Below are 16,015 nucleotides of genomic sequence, written 5' to 3' on the forward strand. Positions count from 1 at the left end.
CGCGTGCAGTCAAAGACTGACTTCTAATTGATGAATAATCCGTGCCGCCATATTTTCAGCGGTTACCAGAGCCGCACTGGTCATAATGTCAAGATTTCCAGCATAGGCGGGAAGATAATGGGCCGCCCCTTCAACTTCCAGAAAAATGGATGTTTTCAAACCGCTCACTCGACCAATGCCAGGTATACTCAACGGGCTTTGTTCAGAAACACGTTCAAACTGCACCTTCTGTTTTAAACGATAGCCGGGCACATATTGCTGTACATCCGCAACCATTCGGGCGATTGATTCCTCGATGGCATCCTCGTCTCCCGATTCGCTCAAACAATAAACGGTGTCTCTCATGATAAGCGGTGGTTCAGCCGGATTTAACACAATAATGGCCTTTCCCTGCAGCGCCCCACCAACCGTCTTGATAGCCGTTGAAGTGGTTTCGGTAAACTCATCAATATTGGCCCGTGTCCCCGGACCGGCACTTTTACTTGAAATACTGGCAACAATTTCAGCATAGATGACCGGAGCGACGCGGGAAACGGCTGCCACCATCGGAATCGTGGCCTGCCCGCCGCATGTCACCATATTCACATTCAAGGCATCAAGATGTGCTTCGCCGTTAACCACCGGCACACAATAGGGTCCGATAGCGGCCGGGGTCAAATCAATCATTCTTAAATCCGGCCGCAACTCACGTAAGAATTTGTCATTTTTCAGGTGTGCCCCGGCACTTGTGGCATCAAAAACAATATCAATACTGTCAAACACCGGAAGGCGGGACAGCCCCTCCACGCCCTCATGGGTTGTAGCCACACCTAAACGGCCCGCACGGGCAAGACCATCCGATGCGCTGTCAATACCCACCATGGCCCCCATTTCTATATGTTTACCATGACGCAAAATTTTAATCATCAAATCAGTACCGATATTACCCGAACCGATAATAGCGGCTTTCAGCTTTTTACTCATTGTGCTTCTCCTTTTACTGCTGGTCCATGAAATACCTTATTCAACTCTTGCGCCACTGGCCTTAACCAGTGGAATCCATTGTGTATTTTCACGTTCAAGATAATTACCAAACTGTTTGGATGTCATTGGGATCGGCTCCAACCCCTGCTCTGTAAAACGCTGACTCACTTTTGACGATTCCATGGCTTTGACAATTTCCTGATTCAAACGCTCAACAATAGGCTCAGGCGTTCCTTTTTTTACAACAGCACCAAACCACACGCCGGCATCCACACCATCAATACCCAACTCAGCCAATGTAGGCACATCGGGTAACAAGGCAGAACGCTTCTCGGATGCAATGGCCAATGGTTTTAGCTTGCCTCCTTTTATAAGCGGCGATGTCGTAATAATGGGATCAAACATCATAGCCACACGACCACTCATTACATCCTGCAAAGCAGGAGAAGACCCACGATAGGGAACATGCACTAATTTTGCGCCGGTTTTTTCTATGAATAATCCACCCAGCAAATGCCCTATTGAACCGATGCCCTGTGAGGCATAGTCAATCCCTTTTTCCTGGTTTTTTGAATGGGCAATCAGCTCATTGACAGAGTTAATCGGACTGTCCTGCGGAACCACCAAAACCAGAGGCGACGTTACCAGCGTTGTGACCGGCTGGAAATCTGCAATTGGGTCAAATGAAAAATCCTGGTAAAGCGTTGGATTAATGGCAAACATTTCTGTTGCAGCCACAAAAACCGTATGGCCATCGGCTTTGCCGTTTTTGACCCTATGCGCGGCTATTTGCCCCCCTGCACCCGGCCTGTTTTCAACAATAACAGGCTGTTTCATGCTTTCCTGCATTTCCTGTGCAACCAAACGGGCAACCACATCGGTCACACCACCGGCTGGAAATGGCAGAACCATGGTAATCGGTTGCTCAGGATAAGTTTGTGCTATTGAAGGTGTACTAACGGCCATACAGGCAATAAACAGCGCACCAAGTAAGGTATGTTTTTTAAAAAACATCGTTGTCTCCGTATTATTTATAAATAAAACTTAAAGTATTTTTATTTATCAGAAAAGCAGGCACACACAGTACCCACACCGCTAATTCTTGCCTCATACCGTTGCCCGGGTTCAACCGCAACCATCGGACCTAATGCACCGGTTAAGATCAGGTCACCCGCACGCAACGGTTCTCCCAGTGACACTAATTTACGGGCCAGCCACACCGCCGCATTGAGCGGATGCCCCAGACAATCCGATCCCTGCCCTGCCGAGACAGATGTACCATCCCGAAACATCTCCATTTTTACGGCTCCAAGATCCAGGCCCGTTAAGGAAACCGGTACGGCACCAATCACCACCAAGCCACTGGAAGCATTGTCAGCAACCGTATCCACGTAGGAAATATCCCAGTTTTTGATTCGACTGCCCACCACTTCAATGGCGGGCAGGGCATAATCAATCGCCCCCATCACATCAATCAAGGTCGCGTCTGCTGCCGTCAGGTCATGCTTAAGAACCAGGGCAATTTCCGCTTCAACTTTTGGCTGCATCGTCCTTTCATAGGCAATGGGCTCATTACTGCCAAATACCATATCAGCAAACAAGGTACCAAAATCAGGTTGACTCACCCCAAGCTGACGCTGTACGGCAAGCGAGGTCAAGCCTATTTTTCTACCCACCACACGGCGTCCCTGCGCACGCCCTGCCGCTACATTGATTTTCTGAATTTCGTAAGCATCGTCCTCATTTCCCGGCGTGAGCAAGTCCCTGACAGGACTCACCGCCACCCCTGTTTTTTCTGCGTTAAGCAGACAGTCCGCAATATTTTTTAATACTTTCAAATCAGTCATTTAATATCCTTCGTATTTGATTTATGCGGCGACACTTTCAACCAATCTCAAAGACTGTGCCTGCATGGTTGCAAAACCGGCAATCCACTCGGGAATAGGACGGTAATAATCAAGAGATGCTTTATAAGGGCCATGAGCATTTAAAGCGGCAAATGCAGCGACCCACGAACGAATTTCATGGGCAGACTTGCCACCCTGTTCGGTAATTGAGTCATTGCTCATGTCATCAATGGCCATCCAGTCTCCACGGGCAAGAATATCTAAAAAATTCCTGTCCCATTCAGGGTTAAGAGGCCGCAGGCTGCTGTCACCAGACGTAAACTGTCTGGCGGCGGAAATCGTGCGCTCCTGTCGCGCGGCACGGGCCTGGGGGGTGGGATTGCGTCCGGCTATCAGGCGCTCAGCAACCTCGGCGCAAGCATTGGCGATTTCAGGAACCGGGGGCTCATGAGAAATCCCGCCCGAACCGACAAGCAACACGCGTTTATTCAAACCGGAAAGGAAACGGCCAATCGCATCCCCCAATAAGCGCGAACGCCGACAACTCGCCATCGGAGGAGCCACAGAGTTAATGAATACGGGTATCACCGGGTAATTATCCAAACCACCCAAAAGGACCTCAAGTGCCTGGGCAAACCCATGATCAACCTGCATGCGGTATGACAACGCAACATCAATATCCGCCGCAAGTACCGCCTCGCTCATTGCCAGCGCAATATCTCTGGGGACATCAAGCGGCCCCGCCAGGCTTTTATAATCACCAATCGAGGTTGCCTCGACCCCAATACAAAACTGTGGCATGAGATCATAGAAAAAACCATTGTAATGATCCGGTGCAAACACAACGACCAACTCGGGATCGAAAGCCTGCACCCTTTTTTTCATGGCAGCCTGCAATGCTTCCACCTCGGCCAGAATCTCGGGTACAGGATCATGATAGCCCTGCAAAGGGGTGTGAGATAAACACTCCAAAATAATTGTCATATAAAACTCCTGCCGCAATCTATGCTGCATTCCTCTTGATATTGTTAATTTCCTGCGCCGAACAAACGATTTTGGTCAAGGCCAGTTTTTTACCTAAAGCCAGAATAGAAGCAGATACCTGCTGTGGTGAACACATACCGGCAATAAAACGGTCGGGGCGTAATAACAAAACAGAGTCAGACTGACTGCCAAACCACTCCTTGATTTTCACCGTTGCGTCACCAAGCACAATCAGGTCTTCAGTAACATCATCCGTAAAAGCCATTTGAGCCTCGGGCTTGACCACAACAAAACAGGCACCCAGTTTTTTCCATACTGCCCGAGCCTCATCGCTCAAACCAAACGTAGGATCGGTACCCCAGGAAACAATGGCAAAACGGTTTCCGATAGCATCATCAAACCGGACAAGCTGACCATCCCGAGTACGGACAAAAGGCTGGATAAACATGCGTCCCACCGGAGAATTACCCAGAGGATCCCGGCCATGCACCAGACGTCCCATTAGGGAGTCACGCTTCTCACTCATCAAACCCAGCATTCTTCCAAGCGCGGAGTTACCCCGGCGTTCAAGCCAGCGGGCCAATTTACCGTGGGGTTTGGGCTCAGGCAGCAAAACCACGCCTGATTCATAACGGGGCATCGGTTTAAATCGCATTTCAACCACGTAGCGTTTAACCGGCGGAATGGCATTTAACAAAAGCGTCAGACCATCACGCAAATTGGCCCCAAACTTACTTGAAGGTGCAAAAATATCACCTGCCACTTCAGACAGATGAATCATTGAACGTGCGTGATTGCGGCGCTCTGTGCCATAGGTATCCAGTAATGAATCTGCGGCGGTACCTTTAATCACCATCGCCAGTTTCCAGCCCAAATTGCTGGCATCACGAATACCGCTGTTATACCCCTGTCCCTGCCAGACAGGCATAATATGGGCGGCATCACCCGCCAGTAAAATACGGTTCACCCTGAAATGGGCGGCAAGACGCGCATTATGCGTATAAACACGTTTACGGATGTAATCCACGCCAGCCGGATCAGTAACCACTTTGCCAACCAGCTCGGCCAGTTTTACCGGGTCATTAAAGGACTCTTCGGTTTCACCCGGCATCACCATGAACTCGAAACGGCGCACACCATGCGGCAATGCGGCAGATACATAAGGCCGCTCGGGATCACAATACAGATAAATATTTGGCGTACCTACCGGATCATGACGAACATCAAGAACAATCCATTGATTGGCCTTTGTTCTGCCTTCGAAAGGCAGGTTCAGGGTACGGCGAACGAAACTGTTGCCGCCATCGGCGCCCACCATATAAAAAGCCCTGACCGTACTTTTTACGCCTTCATTACTTTCCAGATTAAGCGTAACGCCTTGTTCATCCTGGGTAAAACTGCAAACCGTTTGTCCAAACATGACCTTGACAGCAGGAAAACGGCTTAATCCCTGGTATAAAATGCGATCTGCCAAAGGCTGGTGAAAAGCATTTCGACGTGACCAGCCAAACTCTTCGGTACGAGGCTCAATAGAGGCAAAACAGCGCCCACGCGGTGTTATAAAACGCATCCAGTGAAAAGGGGTAATATGTGGCATGAGTTCATCTGCCAGCCCCACCGACTGGAACACACGCAAGGCCTCATCATCCAGACCGATAGCGCGTGGATAATCAATAATCGTATCGAGCTTTTCGATAAGGATGACGCTTACGCCCTGAGTGCCTAAAATATTGGCAATCATCAATCCTACAGGGCCTGCACCAATAATAGCAACGTCAGCCGATAATTGTTCAGGGCACACGGATCCCCCTGCCACGTCCATGACATTATTCATATCTCCTCCAGACTTTTTTGTATTTGGTTTTTTTGTTTAAATCAGACGGTAGATGCCTCGGGAACTTCTTTACCTAAAAGAAAATCCACATGAATACGGTTAAAGGTTTGCGCATCTTCAAACTGGGGCCAATGTCCACACCCATCCATCACGGTAAACAAAGCCCCTGGAATCATGGAGGCCATGCGACGACCTTCCGTCACGTCCGCGGTCGGGTCGTCTGATGTCCACAGCACCAATGTGGGTGCTTTGATACGGCCATAATCTTCGACCCGTAAAATATTGCGCTGGCGGATCTGCATTTCCTGAAGCGCCATATTGCCACGCTGGGCCTCAATCATGCCGGGCTGTGCGTAAATGGCCTGACGGGTGGCCACAAGATCATCGTTCACTTTGCTTTTATCGGCCATTAACCATTCAAGCCTGGCCTTAATAAATTCCCATGACGGGTCTTCAACCGCACGCATCGATAAAGACTTCAGGCGTTCCATCACCACCGGATCAGCCTGCGAACCACCCGCCGTATTTAACACCAGGCGCTCAACCCGCTCAGGATAATCAATGGCAAGACGTGCTGCGACCCAACCGCCCAGCGATTCACCCGTAAAAGACGCTTTTTCAAGACCCAGCTTATCCATGACTTTCAGGACATGATCCACATAATGTGAAATCTCACGGGCACCCTCCGGTTTATCGGTCCAGCCATGGCCAATCATATCGATGGCCCATACATTAAAATGCTCAGCATGCGCCTTCAGGTTGCGCACATAGGCTTCGGCATGCCCGCCCACACCATGCAACATGATGAGAGCGGGTTTATCCTCTTGTCCCGCATGCAAAAAACGGGTAGAAATACCGTTTGCATCCAACCAGCCCTGCGTAAATGAAACACCACACAAATCAGCCCAAACACTTTGATATCCAGCGGGTGATACATGATTGACCATTGTCATGACTTGCTCCTTATTTGTTTTAAGTTTGATATGGATCAAGTCTAAGGGAATTGGTGCTTTACAGAAAAAAAATATCCAATATGTGCAAGGAGTGCACACACGTATTTAAAAGAAGATTTAACAATGACTGACAAAACAACAAATTATGCCCATGTACGTGGACTTTCGCGCGGACTTGCCATCCTGAAGGCATTGAACCAGATGCAAAGTGGCCACGCCTCATCGCAACAGCTTAGCCAGATGGTCGGGCTGCATCGCACAACGGTAAGGCGTTTACTGGAAACCCTGATAACCGAGGGACTGGTCAGGCGCAGCGATTCGGATGACACTTACCGCTTAACGATAAAAGTACGTGAATTAAGTGAAGGTTTTACTGATGATGAATGGATTTCCTCTATGGCCGCACCGCTGATGGGCGAGCTGATGCAGCGCATCGTGTGGCCGTCAGACTTGACCACTTCGGACGGCAGTGAAATGATTATTCGAGAAACCACGCACCGCTACAGCCCTTTATCGTTTCATCGGGCCATGGTGGGCCGACGCCTTCCCATGCTGCTGACTTCTGCCGGGCGGGCGTATTTTGCCAATATTAATGATTCAGAACAAGAAAATATTTTAAGCCTATTACGTTCGGGAAGTGCCGGAGAAGAACAGGCTGCGCTAGCCAATGACAGCGCTTATATAAAAAATTTAATAAGAAGCGTAAGAAATGCCGGTTTTGCGTGGAATCGGGGAGACTGGTCCGATCAGCAAAAAATCAGTGCCATTGCGGTCCCCATTATTCACAGAACGCGCGTGTTGGGTTGTTTGAATGTGGTCTATCTGACCAAAGCCATGAGTAAAAAAGAAGCGGAAGTAAAGTTTATCCAGCCGCTTCAGGATATTTCCTCGAAAATTGAATCAATGATGGAAAAGCAGCAATTATTGATTGAATCTAAAAACAGTCGTGACGCATGCGAAAAGTGATTGAATCAATACATGTGACCAATGACTTACCACCTCACTCGCCCTCAGTGAATTCCTCGGCCCGTTTAACGAGCTTGTCGACCATCACCGCAAGTTGTTGCAATTCTTCTTCGGTAAAGGGCTCAAGCAAAAAGGCCGCCTGTTGCTCGGAATGAGGAGCGATCTCACGAAAAGTCTGTTGACCGGCCTCTGTCAGCCAAAGCAGCGATCGCCGATGATTGTCAGGATCACGTTCGTCACGGACACGGCCCGCATTGCGAAGCCCCGTCACGGCACGGCTGATATTCATGGGATGCAAACCAGTTAGCGCCGCGATATCTTGCGATGCAATACCTGGACGATTGGCCAGCACAACCATGGTTCGCCATTCGGTAAGCGTCAGGGCATGTTGCTTGGCAAACTTGCCAAAAAACGGCCGCGTCAGCAGATTGGTTAGTTTAAGCAAACGAAAGCCCACCATTTCAGGCGTTAGTGAAGGACGCCTGATTGTGGTGGTATGCGCCTTGGAAACAGCGTTATCCTCGTCTCGTGGCCTGGTTTGTGACGAAGCACGTGCTAATTGAATGGGTTGATTCATAATATTTTTATAGAAATTGGGGGATTGTTGTTTGTACTCCAGACATAGTAATCACCCTCAATCAAACTCCTTAATGTACATATACTACATGGTACCCGATCAAGATGAGAAAGCTAACGCCCGTAGCTGAAAAAACACTCTTTTCTCACATCTAGGGATTTTACTTATATCAATAACAAAAGATATCAATAATAATTGTTATTGAGAATAATTTAAATGATATATATCAAATAATTCGTTGTTTACCAGGAGACAAACCATGCTTCGTTCATTCTTTAAAAAGCGCCTGCTTGGGCAAGTGGCAGTGGCAGCATCCAGTTTGCTAACCGCAGGGTACGCACTGACTGCCCATGCCAATCCATCAGCCCCTTTGTATAACAAACTGCCTGATGCCGTCAAAAAAGCAGGCAAAATACACGTCGCTGGCGACCAGTTAGCCCCCTACCGCATTACCGCTGAAGACGGTCGCACGCTCAAAGGCCTGGAGGTGGAACTGATGCAGGCACTGCAAAAACAGCTGGGCGTACCCTTTGAAACCACCGTTGTTGCCAATGGACCCGCTATTTTCACCGGTGTTGATACCGGCCGCTACGATATTTCTTTTGGTCCTGCACTGGCGACTGCAGAACGTGAAAAACGCTATGACGTTATCCCCTGGCTCCTGAGCAAGCCTGCGTTCATTTTACCCGCTCAAAACGGTATAAAAACAGAGAAAATCCTGGATCTTTGTGGTCGTCGCATTTCTGTCATGTCCGGGTCTGCCGCCATTCGTGAAGTAGAAATTATGGATGGTATGTGCGAAAAAGCTGGTCTTAAAAAAACGCAACAAATCGTCATGCCAGACCAGAACTCCACCCTGCTTGCCGCCCAGTCCGGCCGTGCCGACGCCTTTTCCATGCAGTATGCAGCAGCACTCCACCTGCTCAAAACCCGTCCAGGCGAATATACGGCACAAACAGATGAAACCAATACGCTGACCATGCTGCGGCTGGGTATGATACTTAAAAACAACTCCCCACTATCACCCGTAATGGTCACTGCCATGCAAAATCTGGTCGATAACGGTGAATACCAAAAAATTCTTGATAACTGGGGTCTGGCGCCGGCCAGTATTGACGTGATCCAGTTGAATCCGAACTCAAATAAACGATGAGCCAGGCATAATCATGACTAACCTATCCATGACCTCTGGCGCAGTATCCACTGTGCCTCCTGCATCCTCCACACCACAAAATTGCGTGGATGATGTTTCCAAAGCCATTTACCCTGTCAGTCTGTCACGGCGGCTGGGCACAATCGCCTTAGTCCTCATTGCAGTCTGGTTAATCTGGTTTTTAATCAGTAACCCGCGCTTCGAATGGCCCGTCGTTTTGAACTACCTGTTTGCACCCGCCATTCTGGAAGGGCTGGGTGTTACGCTGGCATTAACGGTGATCAGTATGGTGGGGGGCGTGCTGGCAGGAACCATTGCCGCCTTACTGCTCATGAGCGATTACGGGCCTGGTCGACGAGCCGCCAACGTGTATCTTTGGGCTTTTCGTGCCACACCACTCATGATCCAATTACTGTTCTGGTACAACCTGGCCTATTTGATACCCACCATTTCAATCGGCCTGCCCTTTGGCGAACCCTGGGTGGAATGGCGCACCATTGACCTGATCAACCCCTTCACCGCAGCCGTCCTGGGCCTCAGTCTGGCAGAAGGTGCCTATATGGCGGAAATCATGCGTGCCGGCCTGCTCTCTGTGGATCAACGTCAGCACGATGCCGCCAAGGCCATCGGCATGACACCAACGCAATCATTTTTTCGCATCATCGTGCCTCAGGCCATGCGTTTTATCATTCCTCCCACCGGCAACCAGGTCATCAGCATGGCCAAGGCCACCGCGCTGGTATCCGTCATTGCCATGAACGACTTACTCTTTGCCGTACAGACCATTTATAACCGTACCTACGAAATCGTGCCGCTGCTCATGGTTGCCGTCTTCTGGTATCTGGTCGTGATTTCCTGCCTGTACCTCATCCAGTCCCGCCTGGAAAAGCATTACTCCAAGGGACACCAACGAACTGCAGTCATCACTGCCGAAACAACCACTGCCTGAGGAAACATTGAAAATGACTGTATCGTCTTCACACGGCCCAAAACGCAAAATACTCAGGGCTGAAAACGTCACGAAACACTACGGACGTTATGTCGCCCTTGATAATGTCAGCCTTGATGTACACGAAGGCGAAGTGGTGGCCATCATCGGACCGTCCGGCTCGGGAAAGTCCACCTTGATCCGGTGCATGCATCAGCTTGAGTCTCTTGAAGGCGGGGCCATTTATCTGGACGACGAGCTATTGGGTTTTCGTCGTCATAAAAACCAGCTGCTGGCGCTCAATGCAAAGGCGGTGGCACGCCAGCGTCGCGAGCTGGGCATGGTCTTCCAGCAATTCGTACTGTTTCCGCACATGACTGTTGCAGAGAACATCATGGAAGGCCCCACACGGGTGCTGGGCGACAGTGTTGCCGATGCGCGGAAACTGGCTGAACACCTGCTTGAGCGGGTGGGATTATCCCACAAAATGGATGCTTACCCACCCCAGCTATCAGGTGGCCAGCAACAGCGGGTTGCGATTGCCCGTGCGTTGGCCATGCGCCCCAAAGTATTGCTATTCGACGAACCCACCAGCGCCCTTGACCCTGAACTGGTTGGTGAGGTTCTGAAAGTGGTAACCGACCTGGCTAAAGCCGGGAAAACCATGGTGGTCGTAACCCATGAAATCGGTTTTGCCCGCGAAGCGGCTGACCGGGTGGTTTTCATGGAAAACGGCCGTATCGTCGAACAAGGCGAAGCGTGCAGCACCCTGGCCGACCCTAAAACAGACCGCTTGCGTACTTTTCTTTCTCGGGTGATGTAAGCACTTTTTTTTATTTTCTCATTAACAAAAGATATTGAATGGATACCTGATTCATGACTAAACAAATCAAATATCTATCTCCGACCGGTGTACTTGGCGTGGGATTTTCAGAAGACCATTTCATGGCAGCACTCAGCCCGGATCTGGCTTTTATTGGATGCGATGCCGGTTCGACAGACGGTGGCCCAGCCAATCTGGGGGGTAACAAGCCCTTCTTCTCACATGGCGCTATCAAACGCGATTTACGCATTCTGATCAAAGGCGCCCGCAAAGTGGATATCCCACTCATGATTGGCTCTTGCGGAGGAAGCGGGGGTGACTGGAACCTTAACTGGGTTTGGGAGATCGTGCAGGAAATCGCACGCGAAGAAAACCTGCATTTCAAAACAGCCGTTATTGAGTCAGAGCCAGATCGCGAACTGCTCCTGCAAAAATACCGGGAAGGAAAATTCCGTGCGCTGGATCCAGCGCCGGAAATTGACGAAGACACCCTGCGTGACACGGATCATATCGTGGCAATGATGGGTGCTGAAGCCTATCAGGAAGCCCTGGCCAATGGAGCGCAAGTGATCCTGGCCGGTCGCTCGACGGATGCCGCTATTTTCGCCGCCATTCCAGTCGCGCAAGGGTTCCCGCCCGGACTGTGCTGGCACGCGGCCAAGATCATGGAGTGCGGGGGTGCTGCCGTGGTCAGCATGGAGAAACCCGAAGGCATGATTTGCACGATCACCGACGATTACTTTGAGCTTGAACCGGTCAGCCCCACCCAAAGCTGCTCTCCACTAAGTGTTGCCGCACACGCCCTGTACGAAACTGGCGACCCCTACATGATGCGCGAACCCGGCGGCGTGATGGACCTGACTCATGCCCGTTACGAGTCCTCAAGCGAACGCACCGTCAGGGTTTCAGGCAGTGCTTTTCATCCTGAGCCGTATACCGTGAAACTGGAAGGCGCAAAAAAAACCGGTTATCGCGCCATGGTATTAGGTGGCGTACGCGACCCGATGATCCTGGGTCAATTCGACAGTTGGTTTGGTGGTTTGCAAGACTCCATCCGCAACAACATTGATGCGGTTTATGGCGAATCGATGGCGGGCAAATACCGCATTGATTTCAAACTATACGGCCACAGCGGTGTACTTGGCTCACGTGAACCCACCCTGGGCCAGACACCCACCGAGGTCGGCGTGTTGATGGTTAGCCAAGCCGAGACCCAGGAAGTTGCTTATGCCATCGCGGGTCAAGCGGCTCACATGGTACTGCACCACACTGTCCCAGAATGGCAGGGTCTGGTTTCAAACCTGGCCTTTCCGATTGCCCCGCATTTCTGGAGTTTAGACCCCGCTTACCAATTCGTACTCAATCATGTGGTGGAACTGGACCACCCGCTTGAGCTACACCGCATCCGCTACGAGGAGATCTGATCATGGCCCTATTACGCGATTTCGCCAAACTTATACGTACCAAAAACGCCGGCCCCTTCCTGTTGACCGTTGACATTATGTTTCCCGATGCCGAAACCTACCGTCATGTCGCCAATAGCGGCGTGCTTTCCGTTGAATTGATGGCAAGCACCTTTAAGGTGCCCGCTGAAGTCGTCAAGCTGTTTCATTACGACCCCGCCAATGCCATCAAAATTACCATTCCCCGTCCGGTAACTTCGGGGTCCCCTGAAGACACCGACCTGTTTGGCGGCCAACAATTTGCACCGCTGGTTGATGTCGTCGTTCCTGACATGTCTGCCCAACCTACCCCAATTATGGAGTTGAAAAATGAAGAAACTTATCCTGCGTGAACGTGTCACTGATGCCACTGCCTGGAAAGGCCCCGACCTGCAAAACGATACATCCTGGATCTACCACCTGGACGCCACCGATCTGGAAGACTTGCAGAACGCCTGCGAACACGTAAAACGTGAAGGTCTGCGCTGGGGTGAGTTCACCAAAGAACAATTCCCCCTGCCCCGCTTGTCGGCTAAACTGGCTGACATTGATCAACAGATCCGCCATGGTCGTGGCTTCGTGGTCATTCGCGGCTTGCCCTTGAATAAATACGATGACGAGCAGACCCGAACACTGTATTGGGGTTTGGGCGCCCATCTTGGCCAGATCATTTCGCATAACGTGAAGGGCGACACGATGGCACCGGTCACTGACCTGGGCCTGAAAAGCGACGATCCCAACCGACGCAACAACACCACCAATCAAATTCTGGACCCCCATACGGATCTGGCTGATGTAGTGATGTTGCTGTGCATTGAAAAAGCAAAGGAAGGCGGGATCAGCAGCCTGTCCAGTTCAGTCGCCATTCATAACGAAATCCTGGAAAATCATCCCGAGTATCTGGAAGTACTTTACGACGGTTTCTACCATGACTATCGTGGCTACGGCCCCAGCGGTGACCCCAATGAAGTCACTGAAACACGCATCCCCGTCTTTGAATACAACAACGGTCGCGTCAATTGTGCTTTTGCCAAGAAAATCATTGAAACGGGTGCCCGCAAACACGGTGTTCCCCTGACCGCGCTGCAACAGGCTGCCATTGAATATGTACACGAACTGGCAATACGCGAAGACATGCGGATCGACATGATGCTGGAACCCGGTGATATTCAAATCATCAACAACTACATGACCCTGCACGCCCGCACCAACTACATTGACCACGATGATGGTCGCAAACGCTACCTGTTGCGTATGTGGGTCAACCTGACTGACAGTATGCAATTGTCGCCGGATTTCGCGAAATTCGTGCGTCGTGGCATTCCTGCCCAGGAAAAAAACCCTGAAACATTAGCTGGAGCCGCCGTATGAATAAGCCTGAAACCACGCTGAGTCTGCCTGCCGTTACCGATACACTTGCTGCCTTCGCGGCCAACCTGAGGTTTCAGGATCTGCCCAGCGAAGTTGTCGAACGCACCAAAGTGCTGGTGCTGGACTTAAGCGGAATCATTATCCGTTCACAAGATTTTGATTCGACGCTCTGCATGAAAAAAGCCCTGCATTGCCTTGAGGGTGACCGCGGCTCGATCCATGTCATGGGCAGCAAGGGACAATGGTCGCCCCAGGCGGCAGCCCATCTGGCCGGTGCAGCCGCTCACAGTATGGACTTTGATGATACCCATGCGCGTGCCCAACTCCACCCTGGCGCACCTGTTATCGCCGCCGCTTTCGCAGCGGCACAAATGGCCGGCTGCTCCACGCAACAACTGCTAACCGGCATTGTTGCCGGCTACGAAGTCATGATCCGTGTCGCCCTGGGGGCCGTTTCGCAGGCTCACGCCGAACGCGGCTTTCATCCTTCCGCCACCGTTGGCGTGTTCGGTGCGGCAGCAGCCTGCGGCAACATTCTGGGGCTTGATGCCACCCAAATGGCCCATGCCTTCGGCACGGCACTAAGCCAGTCTGCGGGCACCGGGCAATTTTCCGTCAATGGCGCCTGGACCAAGCGCTTTCATGTGGGCTATGCCGCCGCCGGCGGCCTGACAAGTGCCGTATTCGCCAGTCAGGGTTACACCGGTGCCACACAAGCCTTTGAAGGCCGTGAAGGTTTCTTCAATGTCTACTCGCCTCGTCCCGAACCTGAACTGGCGGTGCAAGAATTGGGGCAGAAGTGGGAAATCATGGAGTCCGGTATCAAGCCCTACCCTTGCTGCCGTGGTATTCATGCACCACTGGATGCCCTGGCAGTCCTGCAGCAGCAACACACCTTCACGGCAGCCGATGTGGCCAGCGTGCGGGTGGGCATGGCACGCCGCAGTGTGTTTGTGGTTGGTGCTCCCCAGGAACGCCGTCGCAACCCCCGCAACGTGGTGGATTGCCAGTTTTCAACCCATCTTTGCATGGCGATTGCCCTTAAGCACCGCCGCATGGGTTGGGATGACTATGAACCGGCGCTGGCTGATCCAGAAATTTTCAAGCTGATGGAACGTATTGACGTGTTTGAAGATGCCGAATGTGAGGCCAACTTCCCCACCGCGTTCTCTGCCGTGGTTGAGATTAGGTTGAACTCGGGAGAAACACTGCGACACTTCCAATATGCGCCGCGTGGCGAACCCGATGATATGCCAACACAGGAAGCCGTCCAGCAAAAATTCATGAGCCTGGCAGACCCCATACTTGGCACATCAACCGCGCAAGCGCTTTACCAAACGCTGATGCAGCTTGATGCAGACTTGCCTATAGATGAGCTCTTTAAGCATTGCACTCATCTTGCCTGACCTTTAAGGAGCAGATTCACCATGAATAAGGCCACACAGCCACAAACCGAGCAGCAACTTCGTGTCCAGCTCGCTGCCTGCTACCGCATTTTTGACATGCTGGGTTGGACCGAGCTGATCTATAACCACATCACGCTGCGGATACCGGGGCCAGAACAGCACTTCCTGATCAATCCGTTTGGCCTGCATTTCAACGAGGTCACCGCGTCGAATCTGGTCAAGATCGACATTGATGGAAATGTCCTTCAGGATAGCGAATACCCCATCAATCCGGCAGGCTTCACCCTGCATTCGGCCATCCACAGGCAAATAGCGGATGCGCATTGCATCATGCATACCCACACAACGGCAGGCTGTGCGGTTGCCTGTGCCGATAGCGGTTTGTCGCCTGATAACTTTTACTCCGCACAGCTGTATGACCGTGTGGCTTATCATGAGTTTGAAGGCATCACGCTGCATGCCGAAGAAGCACCCCGCCTGCGCCAGTCTATTGGCAATAAACCTGCCGTCATTCTGCGCAACCATGGTTTGCTAAGTTGGGGTATCACCCTACCCATGGCCTTCGCCACACTCTGGACTTTGCAACGTGCCTGTGAAATTCAGGTCATGGGAGCGGCCCTTGGGCCCACCCGGGCCATTTCAAAGGAGATTCAGCAAAAATGCAGTGCAGAAGCCCTGCAGTTCGATCCGCGCCATGGCGCTGGCGAAGACATTTTTACCGCACTGATACGCCAGATTGACCGGCGCGATCCTTCTTACAAAAATTAA

The 16,015-nt window shown here is 51.3% G+C and carries 16 protein-coding genes; 9 read left to right on the forward strand and 7 right to left on the reverse strand.

What is annotated here, in order from left to right; genetic code table 11:
* Nucleotides 1-9: 9 nt before the first annotated feature.
* The 6 genes from IE074_RS08860 to IE074_RS08885 are packed head-to-tail and all read right to left on the reverse strand — an operon-like array spanning nucleotide 10 to nucleotide 6,581.
* Complete coding sequence (locus IE074_RS08860; RefSeq protein ID WP_189385114.1) at nucleotides 10-963, reverse strand: acetaldehyde dehydrogenase (acetylating); 954 nt, start codon at nucleotides 961-963, stop codon at nucleotides 10-12.
* A gap of 36 nt (nucleotides 964-999) precedes the next feature.
* Nucleotides 1,000-1,977: a Bug family tripartite tricarboxylate transporter substrate binding protein gene (locus tag IE074_RS08865; protein ID WP_229793956.1), complete on the reverse strand. Its 978-nt coding sequence runs from the start codon at nucleotides 1,975-1,977 to the stop codon at nucleotides 1,000-1,002.
* A 41-nt stretch (nucleotides 1,978-2,018) separates the two neighbouring features.
* On the reverse strand, nucleotides 2,019-2,810 hold the full coding sequence (mhpD, locus tag IE074_RS08870; protein WP_189385115.1) for a 2-keto-4-pentenoate hydratase: 792 nt from the start codon (nucleotides 2,808-2,810) through the stop codon (nucleotides 2,019-2,021).
* 21 nt (nucleotides 2,811-2,831) lie between these two features.
* Nucleotides 2,832-3,794 (reverse strand): 3-carboxyethylcatechol 2,3-dioxygenase, encoded by a 963-nt coding sequence (locus IE074_RS08875; protein ID WP_189385116.1) that lies wholly within the window; start codon nucleotides 3,792-3,794, stop codon nucleotides 2,832-2,834.
* Between the two features lie 19 nt (nucleotides 3,795-3,813).
* Entirely contained in the window at nucleotides 3,814-5,628 is a 1,815-nt protein-coding gene (mhpA, locus tag IE074_RS08880) for a bifunctional 3-(3-hydroxy-phenyl)propionate/3-hydroxycinnamic acid hydroxylase MhpA (protein WP_189385117.1), read from the reverse strand.
* A 41-nt stretch (nucleotides 5,629-5,669) separates the two neighbouring features.
* Nucleotides 5,670-6,581 (reverse strand): alpha/beta fold hydrolase, encoded by a 912-nt coding sequence (locus IE074_RS08885; RefSeq protein WP_229793957.1) that lies wholly within the window; start codon nucleotides 6,579-6,581, stop codon nucleotides 5,670-5,672.
* Between the two features lie 123 nt (nucleotides 6,582-6,704).
* Here IE074_RS08885 and IE074_RS08890 point away from each other — a divergent pair, with 123 nt between their 5' ends.
* Nucleotides 6,705-7,547 (forward strand): DNA-binding transcriptional regulator, encoded by an 843-nt coding sequence (locus IE074_RS08890; protein ID WP_169294665.1) that lies wholly within the window; start codon nucleotides 6,705-6,707, stop codon nucleotides 7,545-7,547.
* A 34-nt stretch (nucleotides 7,548-7,581) separates the two neighbouring features.
* Here IE074_RS08890 and IE074_RS08895 read toward each other — a convergent pair whose 3' ends face one another.
* Nucleotides 7,582-8,124, reverse strand: coding sequence for a MarR family winged helix-turn-helix transcriptional regulator (locus IE074_RS08895; RefSeq protein WP_189385118.1), 543 nt, complete (start codon nucleotides 8,122-8,124; stop codon nucleotides 7,582-7,584).
* A 259-nt stretch (nucleotides 8,125-8,383) separates the two neighbouring features.
* Between IE074_RS08895 and IE074_RS08900 the strand changes: the two genes are divergently transcribed.
* From IE074_RS08900 to IE074_RS08935, 8 genes are read left to right on the forward strand one after another with little or no spacing between them, the layout of a single operon-like run.
* Nucleotides 8,384-9,277, forward strand: a complete 894-nt coding sequence (locus tag IE074_RS08900; protein ID WP_189385119.1) for a transporter substrate-binding domain-containing protein — start codon at nucleotides 8,384-8,386, stop codon at nucleotides 9,275-9,277.
* A 13-nt stretch (nucleotides 9,278-9,290) separates the two neighbouring features.
* A complete protein-coding gene (locus IE074_RS08905; protein ID WP_229793958.1) occupies nucleotides 9,291-10,226 on the forward strand; it encodes an amino acid ABC transporter permease in 936 nt (311 codons plus the stop codon).
* A gap of 13 nt (nucleotides 10,227-10,239) precedes the next feature.
* On the forward strand, nucleotides 10,240-11,028 hold the full coding sequence (locus IE074_RS08910; RefSeq protein ID WP_189385120.1) for an amino acid ABC transporter ATP-binding protein: 789 nt from the start codon (nucleotides 10,240-10,242) through the stop codon (nucleotides 11,026-11,028).
* Nucleotides 11,029-11,081: 53 nt separating this feature from the next.
* Complete coding sequence (locus IE074_RS08915) at nucleotides 11,082-12,452, forward strand: acyclic terpene utilization AtuA family protein (RefSeq protein WP_189385121.1); 1,371 nt, start codon at nucleotides 11,082-11,084, stop codon at nucleotides 12,450-12,452.
* A gap of 2 nt (nucleotides 12,453-12,454) precedes the next feature.
* Nucleotides 12,455-12,823: a DUF4387 domain-containing protein gene (locus IE074_RS08920; RefSeq protein WP_189385122.1), complete on the forward strand. Its 369-nt coding sequence runs from the start codon at nucleotides 12,455-12,457 to the stop codon at nucleotides 12,821-12,823.
* Entirely contained in the window at nucleotides 12,801-13,841 is a 1,041-nt protein-coding gene (locus tag IE074_RS08925; RefSeq protein ID WP_189385123.1) for a TauD/TfdA family dioxygenase, read from the forward strand. The genes IE074_RS08920 and IE074_RS08925 overlap by 23 nt, the downstream gene beginning before the upstream one ends.
* On the forward strand, nucleotides 13,838-15,247 hold the full coding sequence (locus IE074_RS08930) for an MmgE/PrpD family protein (protein WP_189385124.1): 1,410 nt from the start codon (nucleotides 13,838-13,840) through the stop codon (nucleotides 15,245-15,247). Before IE074_RS08925 ends, IE074_RS08930 begins: the two co-directional genes overlap by 4 nt.
* A gap of 21 nt (nucleotides 15,248-15,268) precedes the next feature.
* Nucleotides 15,269-16,015: a class II aldolase/adducin family protein gene (locus tag IE074_RS08935; RefSeq protein WP_189385125.1), complete on the forward strand. Its 747-nt coding sequence runs from the start codon at nucleotides 15,269-15,271 to the stop codon at nucleotides 16,013-16,015.

This window comes from Advenella faeciporci, assembly GCF_014652395.1.
GTDB lineage: Bacteria > Pseudomonadota > Gammaproteobacteria > Burkholderiales > Burkholderiaceae_B > Advenella > Advenella faeciporci.

Bases quoted from the DNA above. Each gene is read 5' to 3' on its own strand.
- IE074_RS08875 (WP_189385116.1), bottom strand. From the start codon at position 3,794: ATGACAATTATTTTGGAGTGTTTATCTCACACCCCTTTGCAGGGCTAT.
- IE074_RS08860 (WP_189385114.1), bottom strand. From the start codon at position 963: ATGAGTAAAAAGCTGAAAGCCGCTATTATCGGTTCGGGTAATATCGGT.
- IE074_RS08865 (WP_229793956.1), bottom strand. From the start codon at position 1,977: ATGTTTTTTAAAAAACATACCTTACTTGGTGCGCTGTTTATTGCCTGT.
- IE074_RS08885 (WP_229793957.1), bottom strand. From the start codon at position 6,581: ATGACAATGGTCAATCATGTATCACCCGCTGGATATCAAAGTGTTTGG.
- IE074_RS08890 (WP_169294665.1), top strand. From the start codon at position 6,705: ATGACTGACAAAACAACAAATTATGCCCATGTACGTGGACTTTCGCGC.
- IE074_RS08930 (WP_189385124.1), top strand. From the start codon at position 13,838: ATGAATAAGCCTGAAACCACGCTGAGTCTGCCTGCCGTTACCGATACA.
- IE074_RS08915 (WP_189385121.1), top strand. From the start codon at position 11,082: ATGACTAAACAAATCAAATATCTATCTCCGACCGGTGTACTTGGCGTG.
- IE074_RS08910 (WP_189385120.1), top strand. From the start codon at position 10,240: ATGACTGTATCGTCTTCACACGGCCCAAAACGCAAAATACTCAGGGCT.
- mhpD (WP_189385115.1), bottom strand. From the start codon at position 2,810: ATGACTGATTTGAAAGTATTAAAAAATATTGCGGACTGTCTGCTTAAC.
- IE074_RS08900 (WP_189385119.1), top strand. From the start codon at position 8,384: ATGCTTCGTTCATTCTTTAAAAAGCGCCTGCTTGGGCAAGTGGCAGTG.
- IE074_RS08935 (WP_189385125.1), top strand. From the start codon at position 15,269: ATGAATAAGGCCACACAGCCACAAACCGAGCAGCAACTTCGTGTCCAG.
- mhpA (WP_189385117.1), bottom strand. From the start codon at position 5,628: ATGAATAATGTCATGGACGTGGCAGGGGGATCCGTGTGCCCTGAACAA.
- IE074_RS08895 (WP_189385118.1), bottom strand. From the start codon at position 8,124: ATGAATCAACCCATTCAATTAGCACGTGCTTCGTCACAAACCAGGCCA.
- IE074_RS08920 (WP_189385122.1), top strand. From the start codon at position 12,455: ATGGCCCTATTACGCGATTTCGCCAAACTTATACGTACCAAAAACGCC.
- IE074_RS08925 (WP_189385123.1), top strand. From the start codon at position 12,801: ATGAAGAAACTTATCCTGCGTGAACGTGTCACTGATGCCACTGCCTGG.
- IE074_RS08905 (WP_229793958.1), top strand. From the start codon at position 9,291: ATGACTAACCTATCCATGACCTCTGGCGCAGTATCCACTGTGCCTCCT.